Raw genomic sequence first — 20,123 nt, forward strand, 5'->3', positions numbered from 1 at the left:
ATTCTCCAATTACTCAAGCCATTTGTTGTCGATATAATAGAAACTGTAGACACAGACTCCAATTAAGACCATCCAAATAATCCAGAATATCCACATTGCAAAATCGGTTTCTAAGTATTCTACGGTTTCATCAATCTTCATATTTTCATAAAATGGTGAGTTATCGGCTATTGTTTTATCAGCCAGTTCTGTAAATATGGTTCCGGTAAAGTTTAAACCAACTCCATAATACTTATAACGAATGTGGCTGGATTCTTTAACAGTGTCTATATACTCCTTTCCCGGCAGGTCGATTTTACTAACTGAAAAAACGTGATTTAAAAATGATATTTCATCACATATCTGTTCCTCACTACCAGCATAATCCCATGTCCAATAGGTTTCCGTTGTATAGTAAGTATGGGTTTTTCCATTCGTAGTTGTTGTATGTGCAACCTGGCGAGTATGCATTGTATATCGTTCTTTCACTTTTTCAATATAAATGTATTCTCCACCAATTTCAGGATATGTAACTGTATCGACCGCTTTCAAATCGCCATATACAAAAGCGTTCCCGGCATTAGTCCTCATTCCGTACTCAAACAGTTCCTGCGATTCTATTTTTATCGCCTTGTTGTATTTTTCATTTTTATCCAATTGATAATCCGAAATTTTTCCAGCAATAAGGACTCCAATCAGAAGCATAATAGCGACAATCGATACACTTACCAGTATTTCCCGTTTCGTAATCTCGAAATTCCCGAAATCAAAACTTCTACGCTTGCGTCCTCTCATAGCTTTTACTCTCCAAACAGATTCTGCGGAGCATCGGCAGGAGCACTATAGTCAAGATAGGTATATCCCCGAACCTCATATCCGAGAATATTGAGAAAAAATCTTGTCGGGAATTTGCGTATATATCGGTTGTATTCTTTTACCTGCTTATTGTAGTTACTCCGATATTCTGCAATTAAATTTTCTGTAATTGAAAGTTCATTCATTAACTCTTTATAATTTTCATTAGATTTTAATTCTGGATACGCTTCTGACACCGCCGTGATAGCTGTAGTAACGTTTTCGATATCACCGGTAGAGCCTCTATTTTCAACAATCGCCGTCAATGTTTCCGCTTCATGCTTATCGTACTGCTTAACACAATTAGCAAGGTTGTAAACCAAATCTACACGTCGTTTTTCCTGAACTTTGATGTCAGAATCAGCAGTATTAACTTGCTCTTCCAAGGTAAATGCTCTGTTCTGGGAACTCTGTATACAAAACACACCTAACAAAATAATAGCAATAATACCGACTGCTACAATTAAAGCTACTTTCCAGTTGTTTTTAATTGTTCTCATGATTTTTTCTCCTTCTTACTCTTCTGAATTTATCTACACTCTTTATCACACCCGTATTCTTATTGATAATGCGATAATAGAACTCTGTCTCCTCAACCAACATCCAATCTTTACAGTTTAAATAATGAGCAGATAAGCATTCTTTTTGCTCTCTGGTCAATTTTTTCGGTTGCTTCATGTGGTTTTCTCCTCGCTGTAATTGATTTTCTTAGATTTGGGGAATACCAGCTTTTGATAAATTTCTTTGGCTTCTTCCCCTTGATAGGCATTGATAATTTCTACCCTTCCTTTTTGCTGCCTTCCAACAATCAGAACGCCAGCGTCTTTCCCATGAGAAAAATCCCAACTCACAATAACACTATCTGTTGATTTCATTCACTATCACCTCCCCAAGCTTATTTTTGATACGTCCTAAGATATCCTCCACCAATCTTCTCGTATTCGGATGCAGTTTTATATAGCTTTTCCGCTCCTCATACCAAGAGAAGATCTCCAGCAGGTTCCCTTTAAACCAGCTAAAGGACCACCAATCACAAATCATCTCCAGAATATAACAGTAAGGCATTTCCAAAATGATTTCTCCTTCTTCGGGATCGTCATTGATAAGCACCCAATACTGCCAATGATGAGGGTTTCGATGAATATGTAACAGCCAAGCTTTTCTGAAATCCTCAACTACTCCATAAGAGCGATTGCCTCCATAAAAATAAATATCATAGGGGCCATACTCATCGGGCTCCGTTTTGGATTGGTCATGTGCAAATACGATATTGTGTTCCGCACCACTGCCCTCTGTAATTTCAGGAAGATTTTTCTGCAACCAACGAAATCCGGCTTCAACGTTGGATTTATGTTGCGCCAAATATCGGTCATATTGATAGCTCATTTTTTCTTTTCCTCCCACTTCATAGGTTTCTGGGAATTGAGATTGTATCCATAATCCAAGCATTCATTACATGGGTCGAATTTTTCTCCCAATTCCTTGTGTTTACAGGTTTTACAATACTTTTTAAAATCCACTTCCAAATACTCTTCGTTCATGGTTGATCTCCTTTCACCACTTCACAAACCTCGATTCATTAAAATCTCTCTTATCTTTCAGTGCCTTACTAATTGCCAAATCAATCCCACTACGAGATTTCAAGTGATAGTAATACAAATCTTTGAATGGCGTATTCAACCTGTCTATTCGCCCCGCAGATTGCTGCATGATTTTGTAAGAATAGTTCTGTGAGTAGAATATAATGGTATCTGTCTTGATGCAGTTCCATCCTTCCGCTCCAGCATTGTACTGAACAAGATACACCCAGTTTTTCGACTCTGGGATTGGCTGGTGTTTGTGACCATTCCACTCTGCAATTTCAAAGACTCCATCGTCTTCATAAATTCGAAACAACCCGTTCAAAAGCTCCAGCTCATAATCAAAGTTGTAAAATATAATGGCTCTGGGATGCTTCTCTACAATTTCCATCAAGGCGATCTGTCGTGACTCGTCCGTATTCACAATTTTCCGCCATACATAGCAAAGACCGGCGGCATTCGCAATCGGCTCATTCTTATACGGGTCCCATCGTGTTCGTCCAACATCTTTGTATCGCTCTATGCTGTATCGAACAAATATATCTTCGTGATGAGAAACCGTCTGACGCTTGAAATCCATATTCACCAAAATACGATTTCTGAGTCGAATCAATCTCCCAGTATTCAAATATCGGTCAATCTTTGGGTATTTACTGAATCGACTATAAACCACATGTTCTCGGATGAATTCTGTCCGGTTTTTGTAAAACCCATTTGCGATGAATGCCGGAATATAATCCTGCCAGGTATCTCCCGGAGTTGCAGACAATAGAATCCACTGATTTGATTTGGTGATTTTCAAAAACGCCTTCACCCAAGCTCCGGAGCCTATCACTCTCTGCTCGTCAAATATAAAGAAAGCATCCTTTACATCCTCGTACTTCTTGATATTATTCCAGGAATCCACGACAATCTGATTTGAATATAGATTGACATCCTCGTGAACCGAAAGAAGGAAAGGCGAAAGATCACCCTCCCATTCCATCGTGTCCCGCTTTCTGGCTGTTGTGATGATGTATAAGTCCTTTGGGGGATCGTCCATCGCAACATAATCCTCAACCCCCATCAAGCAATCCGGATTTCCGCCATTCTGGAGATAGTAATAAGCTAATGCTGTTCTTGATTTTCCGCTTCCAACGCCGCCACACAGAATACAACCATTTCTCATTTTTTTTACTGCTACTATTTGATAGTCATACAATTCAACGGCCATTCCGTTGCTCCTCAAGAACCGCTGTTATGCTGTTTTTCAGGTTCGCCATATCCGAATACATCTCGTTTTCATTCTTCGTGCAGTCATCTTCTATGGGGGCCATATTTAACAGACTATCCAGCTCTTTTTCTAATGCTTTCAATCGTTCATTCACGCTTATCCCTCCTCATAAACTTTCATATACTGTGAAATAATCTTCTCATAGTCCACACATCTGAAAAATATATAGGTGTAAACCAGTAATTCTTCAAATCATCAGCCATAGTCATTGGTTTGGTCAAAGAATTTCCAACTTTAAAATATCCAGCAATTCCTAGAAGAGAAAGTTGAATATAGCACATCAAAGCTGGAACTTCTTCAATGTCTTGTCCGGAAACTAATAAATGGTTTTGATAATTATAATTTTCTTTTTCTAATTGCTTTCGTGCTTCGTGAATAGCAGCAATCAAGTTGGCTCCCGCTCCGCAACATGGATCGTTGATGGTAATATAGCCATCTTTCCTTACTTTCTCAGTTACATCCGTAATGGTGATTTTTGCCATAAGCCGACACATGTCATAAGGAGTAAATATTTGTTTCAACTCATCGTAGCCAAGATTTAAGCTCATGTACATCTTTCCTAAAAAATCCTGCTCCGGATTCATTTCTAAAGACATGACCAGATTTGCAAACAACTGTGGAAAAAGTTCCTGTTTTGACTTACTGTAATGGCGAATGATATCCAAGTATCGTTTCTCTCGCTTATCATATTGAGATTTGTCCACAGAATTTGATATAGAACAAGCCGACATAACAATAAAGTCTTTCCAAATATCCCACGGTCTGTTTTTTTCTGAAACAAGTTGACGAAAGATGTTCATAAATTCTTTCTCATATCTGTCGGGTTTGAAAGTGGGAAGATTTTTCATTTTCGGCTTCGGTGATAAGCTTACTTGATGTTCCTCTTTATGAACTACAAAGTCGTGCTTCTCTGATATTTTCTTTGGTTTTTCGACCTTGGAAATAGAAGCATTGATCTTCGGTTTCGCTGTGGTTCGCTTCTTTTTCCGATTCCAAAATGCCATAACTTTCTCCTTTCGCAGAAATATAGGGCTGTTTCCTCTAGCCTTAGGACATTTACCTTGCTGGCAATATCAGGCACCCTATTTGTCGCTCATCAGTGGAATGGGACCTCTTCCGGCCCTTCTTCCTCCGCATACTTCTCAGCAAACTCATCCTCTTCGATGGTGACATACATCGTTTTCAGATAAGCCTTAATACCGCTCTTACCGTTCACGTCCCAAGAATACGGCCGAATCGTCAAATCAACCTTCCGAATCTCCGCATAGTCCAAAGTGGAAATGGATTCATCATCCAACGGTGTTTTTGTCTTTCTGGTAATCATATACACCTTAGGCGGGATATTCTCAAAGCTGACTGCCACCTGGATATAATGTTTCGGCTCTTCGTCCTCGTCTCTCGGAGCCAGCGCTCTTACATTCCATCCATCATTGGAGAGTTTCTCCGCCTGCTCCGGATCTTCGATGATGACACAGAAATTCCGATTTCCAGCCCGATTGTATTTAGACTCTTCGCCTCGGAAGTTTCGAAAAATAATTCTTGCGTTTTCAATAATGATATTGGGTACATTTTTGTAAGCCATGATATACTTCTCCTTTTCTTTAATTAAATGGTATTTCCTCATCAGCGTCTTCTGGAATGTTCATAAAATCCTCAAGCTTAGGTTTGGGAATATAAGGATCATCGGATATGAACCATTCAAAGTCACCATATTTGGATATGGTTTCCACTGCATCGTCTACAAGCTTGTCATAATAAGAACGATCAACGGAATCCTCTTTAGAGAGTTCCTTTACCATCTCAGACTCTAACCACCGATAGCCCTTTGACCCAGTGGCAGCATAATATCGTCCGTCCTTTTCTCTCATGAGCAATCCGCCACCAGCCCCCGATTTAATCGGACAGAACTGACCAACTCGTCCAATGAAAATATAATTGTGAGTCGCCTCGTCTTTTTTACAAAGCTCGCTGTATCTTGCTCCTATTTCTTCGTATGTATATCCGTATTTAGATGCGACATCTTCAAGAGATTTCCCTCCAGCCTGACTATTCCAAGCCTTGTCGATGGCATTTAATTCCCTTTCTTCCTCGGTTGTAAGCCGCGGAAGTTTCTCATTCATATCCAAATATAAAGCGCTGCTTACCGACTTGGTTTCACACACATCTTCAAAGGCAATTTCTTCGCCGCTGAAAAGTTTCTTGAAGACATACGGAATCTGGAACTGAGTTCCTGTGGCTGTCCATTTTCCGTCTTTATACTTGGCGATATAGACGGCGTCATTTACAAGGCACATCCGGTCGTATGTAGCCTCATGCTCAAAGGTGTAACCATATCGCTTTCCGTAATCCATAACAAACTGGATAATCTCCGGTGTCGCATCAGGAATCTTGATAGAGTCCGTCTTAATGTGAGCAACAGTAAAGCCCCGTTCCTGTACCTCGTGTTTAAGGTTAATCATGAACAGAGCTCCTCGTTTGGCTACAATATTATCTTTGTTTCTCGGATCACGGAACGGATTCTCGAAGTTAGCAGAAGTCAGACCATATACCGAGTTGATTGCCGTCTTCAAAGCATTTGCCAAATCCTTCGCTGTCATCTCTCCGTCAATGACCTTCTGGATATATGGTGTCAACTTCCCATCCAGCATATGATTGACTTCGTCCCAAGCTTCGTGTTTGATGCTGACTCGTCCTTCCACAATGTCACGGAAGGCTCTCGTAAATTTCACACCGAACAGAACTTCTGCAATTGCACTATGAGGATGCATAGAGGAAATATCCAGCAATGCCACATTTCCGTACATACCAGGTTCTGCATAGACATAACCGCCTTCTCCAACTTCTTCTCCTCGATATGTCGATTTTCCATTCTCATACTTGTATCCAGGAAAATATGGTAAGAGACTTCCTTCATCGCCATGCGTTTGCGCCATCATTTCGGGACACGCTTCGGCCAAGAAGGAATAGGTTTCTTCATCAAGGTGATGCACTGGCTCTGCCAGATTTCGGTAATTGAACTGATCCTGTGGTTTCCGCTCGTTTCCAAATATAATCTTCTGGGTAAGCGTATTGGTCGTATCATTCACTGTCATTCCAGCCAAATCCGCCAGAATCTGTCGAGCTGTCCAATCAGCTTTCAGATAATGGAATGCCGCTTCGGTTGCAATTACATCGTTATCACAATACTCGGCAACTTTCGTCCACATTTCTTCTGGAACCGGTTGATCCCAAGGAAGCCCAAGCTCCTGATGATGGATTCCCATCTCAATTTCCAGCTTCTTCAAGCTCTTTTTATTTCCGGCAGATGCAAAGTCATACACATCCGTATAGGAAACATTGTAGGCTTCTCCAAAGAAACAATTCGGACTTCCACTGATAATTTTTTGTGAGAGGTTATAAAGCTGCTCGTTTGTATAACCCATGAGTCTTGCATACAGAATATGATTATCATATCGCCGACAGTTAAACCCGACCAACCGGAATCGCATCAATTCCTCAATCTCCGTTGGAGTCGGGTTAATCATACGCACCACAGGCTTTCCTTCGCCCTCGATTTTCCAGTTTACAAGGAACAGATTTGGAAATACCTCAATATCGTAAAATACCAACTTTGCTTCTTCGTTTCTCCCCGCTGTGGAAGGGTCTGCTGATTTAAACTGCATCTTATTAACCAGCTTGATACAGTATTCGGCCTGATGCGTACTATTCGCAGCAAATGCTAAAACCGCATTCCGCATGTCCGTCACGTCATAACTCAAATCGCTGGAATATGCGTCCTCCAGTATTTTGTAGATAAAGTCGATACTGGGCTTAGTACCCGGATGGATTTCTTTATTCAGATTTCTCTTGATTAGTGTTCTAAGCCCTTTCTCGCTTTTAATCGCTTCAAAATTTACCATTTTATCTTCTCCTTTCGTCGGTAAACCAGAGCTAATCGTTGCGATGGGCAAATCATTACACTTTGTAAGTTTTCTTCGTAATGAGCTTTTACCCGTGAACACTTTCACTTCGATGTGGTCGTCATAAATACGACTCAGTTTTTTCACATCTCCCGTATAAATATAATGAAGATGAACCCCCTTTCCGCTTTTGCTTAGCTCTGCATAAGTCGCCGGCCACTTGCTTGCTTCTTCTACATTCCGTTCGAAGGATTTGTTCCCTTCCTTATTTGGAATATCGAAATCAATTACGATGTGGTTTTCCGGGACTTTAACATAGTGGATTTTAGAAGTATCCAAATCCGATAGCTTCGTTTTTACCTTGTTCCATTTCATGGAAGGTGTTTCTTTGTCTGTTGCATACTGCGATGGACAATCGGAACATACCTGATCGAAAATGGATTTGGCAGTATTAAACTGCAATAATGAAGGCTTCTCTTCCGGCTTTTCAGCAACCATTTCCTCTTCAAATTTTTCAGTCCGGAATCCGATATAATAACTTCGTACTCTCGAACCGTCCTCCATGTTGAATCGCTCTTTGTAGTCATGGAAATAGTTCTTCAGTTCTTCCTTAAAAATTCTCTGAGAAAATGGATAGCCTACTTTGGCTTCATCACAATAGGTCTTATACATCTCCCAGGCAGCTTTCAAAGTCGTGCCGTTTTCCCGTTTGAATACATGGTAGGAATCAATGATGAAGTTATAGAAATCATTGGATGCGCCCAGCATTGCAATGGGAATATAGTCATCATACAGACCGGGATTGTTTAGATAGATTTCCCGGCAGTGATATGCAATCGCTCCCAGTTCGAATTCAATCTGTTTCATAATTGCTTTGTATTCCTTCGGGCTCAGCTTATTTCCTGAAGGAGATACGTCAATCAGTCGTCGAATCAAACCAGATTTTGCATCTGTAATCTTTACCGGCTTGTTGGTACCCATGAACAAAAAACATTTGAATCGGTTGGAGTAAGTCGATTTGAACTTCTCATTTACGGTCATCAGCTCATGGGACACCAAGCTGTTTAACCTGGTATTATCCTCAATTCTTGACAAATCGCCATCATGCTGGATCGCAACAAGCGGATTACTCTTGAATGCCTCCAATGCAAAAGAATTACTGGACGACCCCAGAGCTTTTGCGTCAAAGACCGAATAATACCCTTCAAAGAGCTGCTGAATAATATTGAGAACTGTGGATTTACCTGTTCCGGCAGCTCCATACAGAACCATAAATTTTTGCAGTTTTTTCGATTCTCCACATACCACAGAACCGATAGCCCATTCAATTTTCTGTCGCTCAGCCTCAGAGTACAGAGTAGACATCAATTGGTCATAAGCAGACAAATCGCCAGCTTCAAGCGGATATTTCAGCTTTTTACTGGCGTAATCTTTTTTATCGGTTTTTGTGTTGGAGAATATCAATTTGTCATCCAGCATGTGGAAAGAATCCCGCATTTGTTTCTGACAATATTTGTGCCAGGAATCAATCATTCCAGACTCTGCATCCCACATGTGAAGAACTTTTATTTCAGAGTCAAAGCGCTGGCGGCTTTCTTCTGCGTACCTATCCAGTTCACGGTCGATAAGTTGTAAAGCGTCCTGTTCATCTGTAGACCATAAACCTCGTTCCTCAATCCAGATAGCGTAGAAGTCACCACCTCGAATCATCAGATCGGAGCTTTTCTTAATAATGAACTTCGGATAGATTTCAATTACACCACGCTTTGTACTACGTGTAGAAATCATCAAAAAGTCGATCATCTCATTTTTTACTCTCCTTTATCGCACTTCATTTCCTCTATTGTTGATTCCAATTTCTCGATTCTCTTTTTCTGCTCTACTCGATCCAGTTCCAGGAGAACCAGATTAACCGTTACGATAAGAACAAGCGTACTTAATTTCCGATTATAACGTGCCTGTTTATTCATGGATTTCCGGATAGACCGGATCGCTGTTTCCGAGCTGCTAAGACTTCCAAAAATATAATTCATAACCTCGCACATTTTACTTTTTTTCTCCCTTCATTCCATTCAGAAAGCTAGTAATCGTTTCAAATTTCCAATCTTTCTGACCGTGATAAGTGAATATAAATTCTTGGCCATTTTTCTGGCGGATACGGATACTGTTCCTTCCATTTGGAAACCACATATCAATCCGCTCTCCTGAAAAATCGGGAAAATAACTCTCAAACCACTTCATTACTTCACTGTGACCCATGGCAATCTCTCCTTCTAAGTATTTTCGTCCAAGTACCAGCACATCTGATACCAGATTTCAACAGATCTCAAATCGTATCGGCTGCGATTTACGGTAAACAGTCCTCCGTCACCATTACGGCTATATTTCCGATCCAGAAACTTCTGGACAATGTCCTCGACATAATCTCTGTCAAACTTGGAATCATTCATAGAACCCAGCCCAAGATTGACAATCATATTCCAAAACCACTGTCCAGTTCGGTTTCCAATGTCTGGATCATCCATAATATGTTCCTCACACCGAATCGCAAGCGCGATCATCATTTCCAGCACACTGCAAGTCCGATTATCCAAATAGGTGGAAACCATAGAGCTGCTGTATCCGTTTTCATAACCAAACCGATACCTTAAATCCACTCCATCTTCCGCCCGATTTCCATCCATCGGAATACTGTAAGTAAATTCGATTCGATGCAGCTCTCTTAAAAGCTTTTGATACGATAATCTCTTTGAATATCTCCCATCAAATACAAGCTGATACATCCAGTTAAAATATGCATCATTAAGCTCGTTCTTTGTCATTACTCCTCCATTCGATGTGGCATCGTTTTTACAACATCGGAATAGTTTCTCTGGTCAAGCAGGATTTCATAATCGCACTTTAACCGGTCATTTCGGACAAACACAGAGTCGTCTTCATATTCCCCGAAATGATTCAGAGAGCCCTTACCGACAATTTCCTCCACATCGTCTACCTCTTCATCATTCTCGTCAGCCAGAACTTCGTCTGCATAGTAAGTGAGGCTGATTTTTTCATACTCTTCAAATTCGCCAAATTCCTCTGGCGAGATGACATAAGGTTTTTCCACAAACGCCTCTCCTTTCTTTTCCTCAACCGTTTTGGAATAATCCGTATAGCCCTCTTTCTGAATGATAGACGCGTACTTTTTGAAATCCATGTCGTCTACATCCTTCGGAGTTCTATCTTCCGCTACTTTAAGGCCATCACGAAAACCCTTCACAAAACTCTTTCCCGCTTTCTCTACGCTTTCTCTTTCGGCATAAGCTGCTTTTACGGAGTCGATTTCTTCCTGAGCGATCAGCTCATATTTCCGTTTCAGCAGTTGCCATGTACATACAGAACCAATCCCCGCTCCAGCAATAAAAGCAAGGAAAGTCAATCCTTTACTGCTCATCCTCTTCCTCCTCGTTTTTAATTGTCATTACGGTTATTGCCAAACCGCCAAAAAGAAAGGAGACACTCAACAGAATGCCTCCCATAATATGTCTTTTTCTCTTAGTATCCAGAACATAGTCCAGTACCGATATCACATTCTCCAGACCGTCCATATCAATGCTCCCTTCCCGTTGATAGAATTGCGATTCCACCAACAAAGCAGATACCGGACATTGCCGCCAGTGTATAAGACACAAATGCTAAAAGATTACGCATGATGATTCTCCTTTCTTCACTCATACCTTGAAAAATAATGATTTTCAACTTGGAACATCGGAACGCCATACGCACTGTATTCTCCTGCCGTAAAGAACACAACGTCGTAATTGCTCCTTGACTCCAGTTCCTCATAGACAAGGTCACAAATATCCGCTCGGACTTCGCACCTGTCCACTCGACCATTCCACATAGATGAAAATTGATTCGGTTGATAAACCACTTCATATACCGTATCGGGAAAATGTTCGGAATCTACCCGATTCAATATAGTATCGATAACAAGGCGTTTTCCTTCTTCACATTCACCTTCGGCTTCTGCCATAGTAACTAGGGCGATTAACTCTACATCTTCTCTCGACATTTTCGGTATAACTTCTTCTAATCCCTCCATTTCCTCAGTGGCAATTGGAATGGATTCCTCTTGCAAAACTGTAATAACCGGTTCTGTCTTTTCGACAACGCTGGCCCTAGGTATTGCTACAACGTCTTCCCCTTCTGAGTGAAATTCAGATACAAAGAACGAAGATGCTATCACGATACCACACAAGATCGGAACCGCTATTACTTTGATTAACTTGCGCATAAATTCCTCCCAAATAAAAACTATCCCCAAGAATCGTAATAACTCCTAGGGATAGTTATAAATTTATCTCTCACATCAAATCCCAGATGTTCCCATCCACATTAAAATCCAAAAGGATTGCCTGGTCGAATCCATTGACATAATCCGAATAACTCAGATTATCAGAATACAGACCGAAATCAATGTAATTATCTCCTTTAGAATTTTCCGGATTATAAACCCAACCAACAATCTGGCCGGCTTTTGTTCTCGGAAGTCCAAGCATCTCATAGACTTCATTCAGAAATACGCGCTTCTTTGCTTTCAACAAGTCGTTTGCATAACGCTCTTGGGCTTTGATGAACATCAGATTATATTCATTGTTGCTTTCCCAATGAGGATTAAGAATGGAATTTCCATCCTCATCCTGCGTGTACTTTTCAAAGAATCTGGCATAACCGCTGATATCCCCCGGACTTACCACAAAACCATTCTTCTTAACTTTCTTCTCTTTTCCAGTCTCTTCATCAATAACCGTTTCATCAAACTTTTTGGCTTTGAGATTATATTTCAGTTCACGGTCAACCTCTTCGCCAAATCGTTCGATCACACGGCTGCGATACTCTTTAAATCCTTTATCAATAGCTGCATAAGCCGCACTTAGAGCTACATTTCTCTTACGAAGAATGTTATTAGATGCCAAAATACTGGTGATTGACAATGCACCGAGTATGACGGAAGGCCCATACAGTTTGGCAAATTTCATACCGGTCTGAACATAAACAATCGCCAAATCTTTTTGGGCATCCTCGCTGGAATACCGCTCCTTCACGGATTCGTCTGCTTCACATTTATGAATTGTTTCGACATCTTCTTTTGTCTTGTCCAGAATTTCACCCACTTTTGTCGTTGCTTTACAAGCCATTACCGCGCTTGTAACCACACCGATAACTCCAGCCACAACGAGAATCTCCGGACTATGCTTCTTTAACTGGAAACTGGTTTTACTAAGAAAACCATTCATGCTCTTTACAATCTCTGCTTTTTTCATGATTATTTATTCTCCTCTTCTACTTTTTCTGTTTTCTTTAAATGGTCGATCAAATGCTGGGCGTACCAAAGGATTTTTTCCAAATCCTGGATTCCGTTTTTCTTCTTCCAACGGCAGGCATATTTGATGATGTTTGCGGTATCGGCAGCCTCAATTCCTTTTAAATCAGAAGTAAAGGCTTCGATTACATCAATAACTTCCATACCCGTTTCGGAAATATAATGATCCGGATGAGATACCATCCTGTCTTCTGACTCATACATCTTGAATCCCTCCTTTACAACGGCATTGGTTTAGGCAATTTTAAAATATAACCATCCCTTACTCGAACCGCCCTGCATCCAGCAATATCAGTCCATCCGTATTTATTGGCAGCATAATTGTCATTGGACACGTTTGCCAAATCATAAAGATCTGCAACACTAACTACCTCATACTGTGCAATAATTTCGTTCATGGCGTCTAATACCGATTCCGCATCTCCACGAGTTTCGAATAAAAGCTCATCATATTCGTAGCTCGTCCGGCTCTTCGGTGCTGTATAATCTTTCTTTCCGCTGTCGTAATACTTCTGATAGGATACCTTGGACGCTGTAGAGTTCTTTTTTGACTTCCCAGTTTCTCCATAGAGGATCATATCAATACCATTGGTAACTATATCGGAAATTGCCTTTTTTATTGCCGGCACCAGAACATCCATCACAATATAAGATTTTACGTTATTGACATCTTCAGAAATGAATACGTCTGCAAACTTCTGCATTTCTGATTTTTTCTTTGATTTTACCGTCCCAGAAATCACTTTCTCTACACGTTTTTCGGGAACAAGATTTTTCTGCTCCTCCTTTGATTTGTGGGAATTCGGCTTATATTCCTCCATTAAGTTGTCTCCTTTCCGCTCACCAAACTGATCTTTCCAGGCAATATAATCTTTGTACCCGGAAGTCGGTTGTTTTTCTTTTTAAACTGATAAGTAAGGTTTGACCTTGCTTTCTTTTCTGAAACTGCCCGTGTGGAAGCAATCCAGCGATTTGCAACACAGTTGTCAAATTCCATAACTGGGCCATCATACGAATACATGTTCATAAATTTCACCTCCGGATAAAAGAAGAAAGGGAAAGCACCTTGTTACAGGTACTCTCCCTCGTGTTGAAACACATTTTTTCGTTTAGGCTTCTTCGGAATCCTCTTTTTCATTCTCAATGATTGGTTCTTCGGGTTCATCCCACTCAGCATCGATAATCTGCTGCTCCTTCTGAGCTTTGATTTTGGCAATCATCGGCTTACCCACATACCTGTAGATTACAACACCTGCAAGTACGGCTAAACCGATACCGGCCGCAACCTTAAACCCCTTACCAGAACTCGCTTTAACGATTTCCTCTGTGGCTGTTTCCATAACCTCTTCGTTGTTCATGATTTCATTGGTTTCCATGTTTATTCTCCTTTCAATTTTTGAAAATGTGTGGTTCTTCTTCCATTAAAGCCACTGTTTTTTTCGCGCGTCACATCAGCTCACTGAAATTGTATCTCGGAGCAATACTGTAATCAATCACCAGGCAGGGAGTTCCATCGCTGGTCAATTGAGAACTAAATGATAGATCAATATACCCATTATCAATATTCCATCCCAACTCATCGCCGATTTTGATATTATCCAGACCGACTTCGTAGTAGAAATCATTTAAGGATACATACATCTCATCGCGCATCCGACGATTTAATTCACATTCCGCTTTCTTAATTTTGTCGATATCGCCTTTAAAATATCTGCCAGAAATCGCGTCATAGCAGAGCGTATTTCCCTTTTCTGTAATGATTATCTCTCTTGTTACCACTGGATTTTTCTCGATTTTATCCTTTGCAATAGCATCTTTCACAGTTTCGTGCTTCTTCTCTCCGAACATCTCAACGACTTTTCCCTGATAGTCCTTGAGAGCGGATTCCGATAAGGTATATGCCGTTGCGAGTGCTGCATTCCGTTTAGCGTTTACTGAGCTGGCTCCAATTAAACATGCAATGGAGAGGGTTCCCGTAATCACTGCCGGAATATAACAGAACCAAGTTGTTTTTACCACATCTGCGACTTCAAGCTCCTCGGCTCCAATCTCCTCTTTTCTATCTTCAATGAGAATCAGCGCTTTCGGCGTTGCCCGGACCGCCATGACAGTCGTTGTGATCATACCAGCAATACCAATTCCGGTAAGAATTTCAGGGCTGTGCTTCGCCATGGATGTTCGAACTGACGACAAAACTTTTGATATGTTCGATTTCTTCATTATCTCATTCCTCCAAATATCACACTGAATATCGTTTTAACCATGTCAAGAGCCTGATTCTCAGTAAAGCCAGCACGAACAAAGCTGTCCATAATTACTTTGGTTTCCGCTGTTGCTTTATCGTACTGCTTATATTTTTCTAACTTCTCAATTTCCTTTCTCAGAGTATCAATCTCGTTTTCTTTATTCCAAATTTCCATCTTTAACACTGCTTCTTTTGTAACCATTACATCATTCTGACAATAATGCAGAATGTCTTCTGAACCAGCATCAAAGCCCCAAGGATAACGGCCAGATCTACGGGGCACAGGGCCCCTAGATTCCTGCTTAACCAACCAGAATTCCGGACGAACCCCATCAGAGTACGAAGCGCCGCCGTAGCTCGGATTGCCATAGTAGTTCACACCAGCGAAAGCAGCCGAAGAAAACTCCTCTTTTGTAGCATTTCTCAGCCATCCCCACGTAAGCTGATCTTCAAAACAAGCAATTCGATTCTTGCACTCTTTCATCAAAGGAAGCTGTTCATCGCTATCTGGTTCCAGATTCTTGTTATCCCATTCGTCCTCATGACCAACAATCTGTCCAACGGTTGGAATAGTAAGTCCGTAAATCTTATCACGCAACTCTTCTGGGAACGCCATAAACAGAACTGTATCCATCCACTTCTTCAGATCGGACTTTTCAAAACCACCTTTGTTTGTAGAGCAGTTATTCATCGGCCGGCAGGTAACATATTCGTCAAATATAAACATGACGCCCTCGTCCGTAACCTTGTGAGCGGTCGCGGTAAACTCTCCAAGCTCTGCCAGCGGAATGACTATCTGATCTCCTACCTGAATGTTGGCTGTTTCGATTTCCTGTTTTCTTAATACCTTCATAATGCTTCTCCTTTCGAAATATAAAATTTGTGGTTATAAAATAAGACCGAGAAGTGTCTCGGCCGTATTTTCTGCAACTTGAAATATGTGGTTATTTGCTGGATTTTCCGACAGGTAAAGAAAAAGCTCCATTTTCAATATAAACCCTTCTATCACTAAATCGGCTTCTGTCATCGGATGATCCATAATGGCCAGTAGAATCTCGTCAACCGCCCACCGTTCATACGAACGTTCCATAATGGCTGATTTAGGCCAATTTTCTCCCGGTTCAAACAGATGCATATTCGTATAATTCATGATTTTTTGAATAGCCTCATCATTCATCAGCACTTGCTCCAAACTAAAAAGAAAGAGCCCTTGTTAGGACTCCTCTTCGTTTTCATCATCTTTTTTGGCAAGTGCCTCGTTTACCTTTTCTTCAATTTTCTCATCCATTTTCTTTTCGTTTACCCAATCGGTAAGAATACTTACTCCAAATCCGATCGCCGTAACTGCAATCCCAATGGCTTTGATAAAATTTTTGTTTTTCATAAAGCATTAGCCTCCTTTTCATAATACGGTCTGTAATTTTTGCGAATCATTCAAATTTGTTGACCGCCATCGTGTCTATAATGATGCACTCCAAGCTATCTTCCAACGTTGATTTGTAATTATCAAAATCCAACCAATAGCAATCCATTTCTTCTACCATATAGCTGATATCCCATCCGAGTTCATCGCCTCCGTCTATGCCTTCGACACCTAAAAATGACAAGTATTCATTTAATGAACAATCGCCTTTAATGGAAAGATTCCGATTTACATGATATTGGGCGTTTAACACCGCTGCCATTGTGGTTCTAAAATACTTCTTTGAGGCAAGATCATAGAAAAGCAACCGTTCACTTTCAGAATCCATGTCCATGTTGTAAACCTGATAACCCCAGTCGTAGGAAGACACCATGGCATCTTTCGCCATTTCCGCATGGATTTTATCATCCGCATCCTCTCCGTAAACTGTCTTGGCTGACTTCCGATATTGCTTATAGGATTCATTGAGCATAACGTATGCACTCATCAAAGAAGCCTGTTTCTTTTGATTTAATGCATTCGCTCCAAAGATACAAGCAATAGTTGAAACTCCCAGCAGTACAGAAGGAATATAAGTCGGCCCCGCTACTCGGACGATTTCTAATTTAGTTAGATTTTCGCCCTTCTCCAGCTCTGCCTCTTTCAACAATTTTATTGCTTTAGGGGTTGCCTGAACAGCCGTAATGGTTGTTGCAATGACTCCAATAGAAGCTACTACCGTTAAAATTGTCGGAGATGAGCGATATAATTGACGCCCGACTCTTTTCAAGATTTTAACTTTTTGCATAATATTCTCCTTTCGTTTTATCCTATTCCATGGCATATAACAGATCTTGAATATTTTCTCCAACCATCTTAGCGGTGGTAAATATAGAACTGTTCTGTTGATTCATAGAAGCAAAGTCATCCATTTTTTCTATAAATGATCGAGCCATCGCTTCTAAATTTTTTATGGACGTTTTGGTCTGGGGAAAAATATGATCGGCTACATAATTTCGAAATTCTCCAATCGCCCACAATGTATTGCTCACCCTAGTGAACTCTTTCTTGTCGAATACCGGATTTGGCAACCATTCGTCCATTTCGTACATATCACATAGAATCAACGCCAATTCGTCCAAACTCAAATTTCTGACCACCTTCTTAAAATCCCCCTTTCTTGATTGATAAAAAAATAAAAGAGAACCAGTATCGGACTCGAACCGATTACCTCCACGGAAGTGTGGCGCTCTGCCAATGAGCTAACTGTTTCTCCATAATAAGAATTGTAAATTTTGCGAAGTAAAAAGAAAGAGCCATTGCTGGCTCAATCCTCTTAATTTAAACCGATTTTCTTCAGAATTTTCATGAGTTCTTCTTTACTCATATCTGCATCAATACTCACATGTACGTGCGCTTTCTCATCTGAAATCGAAGCATTCAACTCGTTTAACTGGATATCTACGTTATATCCAAGCTTTTTATGTAATACCCCTTTTGCTAATTTCGAAAGCAACATCCGTGTAAATTTTGAGTTGATTTTCATTTCGTCCATACTCCTCTTCCTCCTCTCAAGATCTATCGGTTTCCATAAGAGAAGCTGTAAAAATCACGCAAAAAGAAAGAGTCCTTGTTAGGACTCGCTCTTATTGATAATGGTGATCTCTTCAATTTTCTTCTGGCGATCAAGCCAATCTTCGAATTCTTCTTTGTTTCTAAACTCTCGATAATCCTCGACTCCTGATCGCTTATACGTTATTTTAATCATAAAAGTCACTCTCCTTTCACAATAGGAGATGTAATTTTAGCGGACTAAATATTTCTCCTGTCAAAAACAGTCTCCCATCGTTCCCTCTTAATCGGCTTCATTTTTAAAGCCCACATAATCTGACGAAGTGTCACAGTGGGATAAAGCCCGTCCGTAGCCATTCCGGAATGTGTATCAAAGTATTCTTTAAAACGAGGATGCAAATATAAATCATCCGTAATCCATGGGTCCACGTCTCCCCACCAGGTACTCTTTGTTTTCTCGTCAAATCTCTGCTGAATAACTGCCAGTCCCTTTTCTCCGATTTGGAACAGCGTGCAGCAATGATAGACTGGATGGTCACAAAAATATACTTTTCCGTACATCGACAAATAGATGTTCGGTTTTTCATAATGGTATCGCATCATTTATTCTCCAAAAAGAAAAAGCCTATGCCGAAGCATAGACCTTCTCTTAATAATATTTTTAGTCATCAAATAGCTTACATGACGTTTTGCAATACGGATATGGTCCTCCGCAGGCTCTGCATCCGGCTGGCGGAATATCTCCTTGTTCCATATCGAGCATTTCTTCCGTCCATTCTACTTCTTCATCGGACTCATACTCGTAATCCTCTTCGTCCACCTTTAATCCACACGATGGACAGATATAAATTCCGCATCCAGTCTTCGGATCTTCTGTTTGCCTCATGACGGCTCCACACCGATTGCAAATCGCATATCCGTTATTCAGGTACTCAATCAATTCAATACCTTCGGGTTTGATAATTTTGTAGCTCATAAATATTATCTCCTTTCGTTTTTCGAAAGAACCGCTATTATTGTACGGTTTCTTCCGGTGTACGGTCAAGAGACAAAGAGCTCTTTGTAGCATCTCCTTTCCATAATAGCGTCTGTAAAAATCACGCAAAAACGAAGAGGACATGTGTAAATCACGCCCTCCTCATTTCTGACCGGTTAATTATTTCTTTGTCGGTCTAAAACGATTGAATAATCCTCTGAATGTTGTTGAGGTATAGGTTCCCGTTTCTTCAAACTTGAATCCTTTCCGCATCCAGATACCATAGAACATTATCGGTATGAGAAGTTCTGCCGCTGCAATCCCCAGTTTGAAATATCGATCCTTCACTTGCTCGTCAAGCTGAGAACGCTTATACTGCTCATCCTGTACGTCGGCTTTGATCTGTTCGTCCAACTGAGATTTCTTAATCTCATTCTCCCGGACATTTGCTTCACTTTCCAACGTACGCCGGCTTCGCTTATCCTCTGCGTCCAGCTCACTTTTGGTTTCCTCGATTCTCAAACGGTAGAGTTTTGCCAGATCCTCTATAGCCTTTGATTTCTCTTCGCTACCCGAATCCAGAGAAGATATTGCTTGAATTTCCGCTGCTATCTCCTCATTCAACAATTCTTTGATGTTTTCACTCATTTTAGTTCTCCTTTCGTGAATTCATTAACTGCTCCATAAAAGGACTTGTTATTCGTGCGAAATATAATTTTTGATGTTGACTTTCAAGACTACATATCTTTTCTTATATATCGCATCCGCTCCCTTATGGGACAGCTCCAAAAACAAATAAGGTCCGCTGTCCGGATCGGATTGATCAACCCGCAGCGAACCAACGACATCCCTTCGGAATACCTGTCGTCCGAAGACAATTCCGATAACAATACCAACGATAATGCAAATAACCAGCTCCATATTTTGTTCTTCCTTTCAAAAACCTTTTTCCAGATTTCCCACCCGGGATTTTT

At 40.7% G+C, this 20,123-nt stretch carries 32 protein-coding genes and 1 tRNA gene; all 33 read right to left on the reverse strand.

What is annotated here, in order from left to right; translation table 11 throughout:
• Nucleotides 1-9: 9 nt before the first annotated feature.
• Nucleotides 10-774, reverse strand: a complete 765-nt coding sequence (locus HMPREF9469_RS25205) for a hypothetical protein (protein WP_007868782.1) — start codon at nt 772-774, stop codon at nt 10-12.
• Between the two features lie 5 nt (nt 775-779).
• A complete protein-coding gene (locus HMPREF9469_RS25210) occupies nt 780-1,334 on the reverse strand; it encodes a LemA family protein (protein WP_007868786.1) in 555 nt (184 codons plus the stop codon).
• On the reverse strand, nt 1,321-1,512 hold the full coding sequence (locus HMPREF9469_RS25215) for a DUF6906 family protein (RefSeq protein WP_007868788.1): 192 nt from the start codon (nt 1,510-1,512) through the stop codon (nt 1,321-1,323). Before HMPREF9469_RS25215 ends, HMPREF9469_RS25210 begins: the two co-directional genes overlap by 14 nt.
• Nucleotides 1,509-1,709 carry a hypothetical protein gene (locus HMPREF9469_RS25220; protein WP_007868793.1) on the reverse strand — a complete coding sequence of 67 codons (201 nt, stop codon included), beginning with the start codon at nt 1,707-1,709 and terminating at the stop codon, nt 1,509-1,511. Before HMPREF9469_RS25220 ends, HMPREF9469_RS25215 begins: the two co-directional genes overlap by 4 nt.
• Nucleotides 1,693-2,220: a DUF5662 family protein gene (locus HMPREF9469_RS25225; RefSeq protein ID WP_007868794.1), complete on the reverse strand. Its 528-nt coding sequence runs from the start codon at nt 2,218-2,220 to the stop codon at nt 1,693-1,695. Before HMPREF9469_RS25225 ends, HMPREF9469_RS25220 begins: the two co-directional genes overlap by 17 nt.
• Nucleotides 2,217-2,375 carry a hypothetical protein gene (locus HMPREF9469_RS32520; RefSeq protein ID WP_006781026.1) on the reverse strand — a complete coding sequence of 53 codons (159 nt, stop codon included), beginning with the start codon at nt 2,373-2,375 and terminating at the stop codon, nt 2,217-2,219. The genes HMPREF9469_RS25225 and HMPREF9469_RS32520 overlap by 4 nt, the downstream gene beginning before the upstream one ends.
• Nucleotides 2,376-2,388: 13 nt before the next feature.
• Nucleotides 2,389-3,627: a DEAD/DEAH box helicase family protein gene (locus HMPREF9469_RS25230; protein ID WP_007868797.1), complete on the reverse strand. Its 1,239-nt coding sequence runs from the start codon at nt 3,625-3,627 to the stop codon at nt 2,389-2,391.
• Nucleotides 3,617-3,781 (reverse strand): hypothetical protein, encoded by a 165-nt coding sequence (locus HMPREF9469_RS32525; protein WP_006781028.1) that lies wholly within the window; start codon nt 3,779-3,781, stop codon nt 3,617-3,619. Before HMPREF9469_RS32525 ends, HMPREF9469_RS25230 begins: the two co-directional genes overlap by 11 nt.
• A 22-nt stretch (nt 3,782-3,803) precedes the next feature.
• Entirely contained in the window at nt 3,804-4,691 is an 888-nt protein-coding gene (locus HMPREF9469_RS25235) for an N-6 DNA methylase (RefSeq protein ID WP_007868799.1), read from the reverse strand.
• A 92-nt stretch (nt 4,692-4,783) separates the two neighbouring features.
• Nucleotides 4,784-5,269 (reverse strand): hypothetical protein, encoded by a 486-nt coding sequence (locus tag HMPREF9469_RS25240; protein ID WP_007868801.1) that lies wholly within the window; start codon nt 5,267-5,269, stop codon nt 4,784-4,786.
• A 19-nt stretch (nt 5,270-5,288) separates the two neighbouring features.
• Entirely contained in the window at nt 5,289-9,389 is a 4,101-nt protein-coding gene (locus HMPREF9469_RS25245; RefSeq protein ID WP_007868803.1) for a DUF5906 domain-containing protein, read from the reverse strand.
• Between the two features lie 243 nt (nt 9,390-9,632).
• On the reverse strand, nt 9,633-9,845 hold the full coding sequence (locus HMPREF9469_RS25255; protein ID WP_007868808.1) for a hypothetical protein: 213 nt from the start codon (nt 9,843-9,845) through the stop codon (nt 9,633-9,635).
• Between the two features lie 14 nt (nt 9,846-9,859).
• Nucleotides 9,860-10,408 (reverse strand): hypothetical protein, encoded by a 549-nt coding sequence (locus HMPREF9469_RS25260; protein WP_007868810.1) that lies wholly within the window; start codon nt 10,406-10,408, stop codon nt 9,860-9,862.
• On the reverse strand, nt 10,408-11,022 hold the full coding sequence (locus tag HMPREF9469_RS25265) for a peptidase associated/transthyretin-like domain-containing protein (RefSeq protein ID WP_007868814.1): 615 nt from the start codon (nt 11,020-11,022) through the stop codon (nt 10,408-10,410). The genes HMPREF9469_RS25260 and HMPREF9469_RS25265 overlap by 1 nt, the downstream gene beginning before the upstream one ends.
• On the reverse strand, nt 11,012-11,176 hold the full coding sequence (locus tag HMPREF9469_RS25270) for a hypothetical protein (RefSeq protein ID WP_007868827.1): 165 nt from the start codon (nt 11,174-11,176) through the stop codon (nt 11,012-11,014). The genes HMPREF9469_RS25265 and HMPREF9469_RS25270 overlap by 11 nt, the downstream gene beginning before the upstream one ends.
• Before the next feature lie 119 nt (nt 11,177-11,295).
• Nucleotides 11,296-11,865, reverse strand: a complete 570-nt coding sequence (locus tag HMPREF9469_RS25275) for a cell wall hydrolase (RefSeq protein WP_007868840.1) — start codon at nt 11,863-11,865, stop codon at nt 11,296-11,298.
• A 70-nt stretch (nt 11,866-11,935) separates the two neighbouring features.
• Nucleotides 11,936-12,895 (reverse strand): DUF6353 family protein, encoded by a 960-nt coding sequence (locus tag HMPREF9469_RS25280; protein WP_007868841.1) that lies wholly within the window; start codon nt 12,893-12,895, stop codon nt 11,936-11,938.
• A 2-nt stretch (nt 12,896-12,897) separates the two neighbouring features.
• Nucleotides 12,898-13,158, reverse strand: a complete 261-nt coding sequence (locus HMPREF9469_RS25285; protein WP_007868842.1) for a DUF3310 domain-containing protein — start codon at nt 13,156-13,158, stop codon at nt 12,898-12,900.
• A gap of 14 nt (nt 13,159-13,172) precedes the next feature.
• Nucleotides 13,173-13,775, reverse strand: coding sequence for a hypothetical protein (locus tag HMPREF9469_RS25290; protein ID WP_006781041.1), 603 nt, complete (start codon nt 13,773-13,775; stop codon nt 13,173-13,175).
• The gene (locus HMPREF9469_RS25295) at nt 13,775-13,981 is read right to left on the reverse strand and encodes a hypothetical protein (protein ID WP_007868844.1); all 207 of its coding nucleotides are present in this window, start codon (nt 13,979-13,981) and stop codon (nt 13,775-13,777) included. Before HMPREF9469_RS25295 ends, HMPREF9469_RS25290 begins: the two co-directional genes overlap by 1 nt.
• A gap of 82 nt (nt 13,982-14,063) precedes the next feature.
• Nucleotides 14,064-14,330: a hypothetical protein gene (locus HMPREF9469_RS25300; RefSeq protein WP_006781043.1), complete on the reverse strand. Its 267-nt coding sequence runs from the start codon at nt 14,328-14,330 to the stop codon at nt 14,064-14,066.
• 70 nt (nt 14,331-14,400) lie between these two features.
• Entirely contained in the window at nt 14,401-15,174 is a 774-nt protein-coding gene (locus HMPREF9469_RS25305) for a DUF6353 family protein (protein WP_007868846.1), read from the reverse strand.
• On the reverse strand, nt 15,174-16,052 hold the full coding sequence (locus HMPREF9469_RS25310; RefSeq protein WP_007868848.1) for a DUF6273 domain-containing protein: 879 nt from the start codon (nt 16,050-16,052) through the stop codon (nt 15,174-15,176). The genes HMPREF9469_RS25305 and HMPREF9469_RS25310 overlap by 1 nt, the downstream gene beginning before the upstream one ends.
• Nucleotides 16,053-16,085: 33 nt before the next feature.
• Entirely contained in the window at nt 16,086-16,376 is a 291-nt protein-coding gene (locus HMPREF9469_RS25315) for a hypothetical protein (protein ID WP_007868850.1), read from the reverse strand.
• Nucleotides 16,377-16,412: 36 nt separating this feature from the next.
• Entirely contained in the window at nt 16,413-16,583 is a 171-nt protein-coding gene (locus HMPREF9469_RS32530) for a hypothetical protein (RefSeq protein ID WP_007868851.1), read from the reverse strand.
• Nucleotides 16,584-16,629: 46 nt separating this feature from the next.
• Nucleotides 16,630-17,409, reverse strand: coding sequence for a DUF6353 family protein (locus HMPREF9469_RS25320; protein ID WP_007868853.1), 780 nt, complete (start codon nt 17,407-17,409; stop codon nt 16,630-16,632).
• Nucleotides 17,410-17,431: 22 nt separating this feature from the next.
• On the reverse strand, nt 17,432-17,749 hold the full coding sequence (locus tag HMPREF9469_RS25325; RefSeq protein ID WP_007868857.1) for a hypothetical protein: 318 nt from the start codon (nt 17,747-17,749) through the stop codon (nt 17,432-17,434).
• A gap of 54 nt (nt 17,750-17,803) precedes the next feature.
• Nucleotides 17,804-17,874 (reverse strand) — tRNA-OTHER (locus HMPREF9469_RS25330).
• 63 nt (nt 17,875-17,937) lie between these two features.
• A complete protein-coding gene (locus HMPREF9469_RS25335; protein WP_007868866.1) occupies nt 17,938-18,156 on the reverse strand; it encodes a hypothetical protein in 219 nt (72 codons plus the stop codon).
• 78 nt (nt 18,157-18,234) lie between these two features.
• Nucleotides 18,235-18,369, reverse strand: a complete 135-nt coding sequence (locus tag HMPREF9469_RS33395) for a hypothetical protein (RefSeq protein WP_007868868.1) — start codon at nt 18,367-18,369, stop codon at nt 18,235-18,237.
• A gap of 465 nt (nt 18,370-18,834) precedes the next feature.
• A complete protein-coding gene (locus tag HMPREF9469_RS25345) occupies nt 18,835-19,149 on the reverse strand; it encodes a hypothetical protein (RefSeq protein ID WP_007868872.1) in 315 nt (104 codons plus the stop codon).
• A 180-nt stretch (nt 19,150-19,329) separates the two neighbouring features.
• Entirely contained in the window at nt 19,330-19,797 is a 468-nt protein-coding gene (locus tag HMPREF9469_RS25350) for a hypothetical protein (RefSeq protein WP_007868874.1), read from the reverse strand.
• A 48-nt stretch (nt 19,798-19,845) separates the two neighbouring features.
• Nucleotides 19,846-20,070, reverse strand: coding sequence for a hypothetical protein (locus HMPREF9469_RS25355; protein ID WP_007868875.1), 225 nt, complete (start codon nt 20,068-20,070; stop codon nt 19,846-19,848).
• Between the last annotated feature and the right edge of the window lie 53 nt (nt 20,071-20,123).

Origin of the sequence: [Clostridium] citroniae WAL-17108 (assembly GCF_000233455.1) — a bacterium.
GTDB classification, from domain to species: domain Bacteria; phylum Bacillota; class Clostridia; order Lachnospirales; family Lachnospiraceae; genus Enterocloster; species Enterocloster citroniae.

Excerpts from the sequence above, each read along its gene's own strand:
- HMPREF9469_RS25205 (WP_007868782.1), bottom strand. The coding sequence starts at position 774 with ATGAGAGGACGCAAGCGTAGAAGTTTTGATTTCGGGAATTTCGAGATT.
- HMPREF9469_RS25210 (WP_007868786.1), bottom strand. The coding sequence starts at position 1,334 with ATGAGAACAATTAAAAACAACTGGAAAGTAGCTTTAATTGTAGCAGTC.
- HMPREF9469_RS25215 (WP_007868788.1), bottom strand. The coding sequence starts at position 1,512 with ATGAAGCAACCGAAAAAATTGACCAGAGAGCAAAAAGAATGCTTATCT.
- HMPREF9469_RS25220 (WP_007868793.1), bottom strand. The coding sequence starts at position 1,709 with ATGAAATCAACAGATAGTGTTATTGTGAGTTGGGATTTTTCTCATGGG.
- HMPREF9469_RS25225 (WP_007868794.1), bottom strand. The coding sequence starts at position 2,220 with ATGAGCTATCAATATGACCGATATTTGGCGCAACATAAATCCAACGTT.
- HMPREF9469_RS32520 (WP_006781026.1), bottom strand. The coding sequence starts at position 2,375 with ATGAACGAAGAGTATTTGGAAGTGGATTTTAAAAAGTATTGTAAAACC.
- HMPREF9469_RS25230 (WP_007868797.1), bottom strand. The coding sequence starts at position 3,627 with ATGGCCGTTGAATTGTATGACTATCAAATAGTAGCAGTAAAAAAAATG.
- HMPREF9469_RS25235 (WP_007868799.1), bottom strand. The coding sequence starts at position 4,691 with ATGGCATTTTGGAATCGGAAAAAGAAGCGAACCACAGCGAAACCGAAG.
- HMPREF9469_RS25240 (WP_007868801.1), bottom strand. The coding sequence starts at position 5,269 with ATGGCTTACAAAAATGTACCCAATATCATTATTGAAAACGCAAGAATT.
- HMPREF9469_RS25245 (WP_007868803.1), bottom strand. The coding sequence starts at position 9,389 with ATGATCGACTTTTTGATGATTTCTACACGTAGTACAAAGCGTGGTGTA.
- HMPREF9469_RS25255 (WP_007868808.1), bottom strand. The coding sequence starts at position 9,845 with ATGGGTCACAGTGAAGTAATGAAGTGGTTTGAGAGTTATTTTCCCGAT.
- HMPREF9469_RS25260 (WP_007868810.1), bottom strand. The coding sequence starts at position 10,408 with ATGACAAAGAACGAGCTTAATGATGCATATTTTAACTGGATGTATCAG.
- HMPREF9469_RS25265 (WP_007868814.1), bottom strand. The coding sequence starts at position 11,022 with ATGAGCAGTAAAGGATTGACTTTCCTTGCTTTTATTGCTGGAGCGGGG.
- HMPREF9469_RS25270 (WP_007868827.1), bottom strand. The coding sequence starts at position 11,176 with ATGGACGGTCTGGAGAATGTGATATCGGTACTGGACTATGTTCTGGAT.
- HMPREF9469_RS25275 (WP_007868840.1), bottom strand. The coding sequence starts at position 11,865 with ATGCGCAAGTTAATCAAAGTAATAGCGGTTCCGATCTTGTGTGGTATC.
- HMPREF9469_RS25280 (WP_007868841.1), bottom strand. The coding sequence starts at position 12,895 with ATGAAAAAAGCAGAGATTGTAAAGAGCATGAATGGTTTTCTTAGTAAA.
- HMPREF9469_RS25285 (WP_007868842.1), bottom strand. The coding sequence starts at position 13,158 with ATGTATGAGTCAGAAGACAGGATGGTATCTCATCCGGATCATTATATT.
- HMPREF9469_RS25290 (WP_006781041.1), bottom strand. The coding sequence starts at position 13,775 with ATGGAGGAATATAAGCCGAATTCCCACAAATCAAAGGAGGAGCAGAAA.
- HMPREF9469_RS25295 (WP_007868844.1), bottom strand. The coding sequence starts at position 13,981 with ATGAACATGTATTCGTATGATGGCCCAGTTATGGAATTTGACAACTGT.
- HMPREF9469_RS25300 (WP_006781043.1), bottom strand. The coding sequence starts at position 14,330 with ATGGAAACCAATGAAATCATGAACAACGAAGAGGTTATGGAAACAGCC.
- HMPREF9469_RS25305 (WP_007868846.1), bottom strand. The coding sequence starts at position 15,174 with ATGAAGAAATCGAACATATCAAAAGTTTTGTCGTCAGTTCGAACATCC.
- HMPREF9469_RS25310 (WP_007868848.1), bottom strand. The coding sequence starts at position 16,052 with ATGAAGGTATTAAGAAAACAGGAAATCGAAACAGCCAACATTCAGGTA.
- HMPREF9469_RS25315 (WP_007868850.1), bottom strand. The coding sequence starts at position 16,376 with ATGAATGATGAGGCTATTCAAAAAATCATGAATTATACGAATATGCAT.
- HMPREF9469_RS32530 (WP_007868851.1), bottom strand. The coding sequence starts at position 16,583 with ATGAAAAACAAAAATTTTATCAAAGCCATTGGGATTGCAGTTACGGCG.
- HMPREF9469_RS25320 (WP_007868853.1), bottom strand. The coding sequence starts at position 17,409 with ATGCAAAAAGTTAAAATCTTGAAAAGAGTCGGGCGTCAATTATATCGC.
- HMPREF9469_RS25335 (WP_007868866.1), bottom strand. The coding sequence starts at position 18,156 with ATGGACGAAATGAAAATCAACTCAAAATTTACACGGATGTTGCTTTCG.
- HMPREF9469_RS33395 (WP_007868868.1), bottom strand. The coding sequence starts at position 18,369 with ATGATTAAAATAACGTATAAGCGATCAGGAGTCGAGGATTATCGAGAG.
- HMPREF9469_RS25345 (WP_007868872.1), bottom strand. The coding sequence starts at position 19,149 with ATGAGCTACAAAATTATCAAACCCGAAGGTATTGAATTGATTGAGTAC.
- HMPREF9469_RS25350 (WP_007868874.1), bottom strand. The coding sequence starts at position 19,797 with ATGAGTGAAAACATCAAAGAATTGTTGAATGAGGAGATAGCAGCGGAA.
- HMPREF9469_RS25355 (WP_007868875.1), bottom strand. The coding sequence starts at position 20,070 with ATGGAGCTGGTTATTTGCATTATCGTTGGTATTGTTATCGGAATTGTC.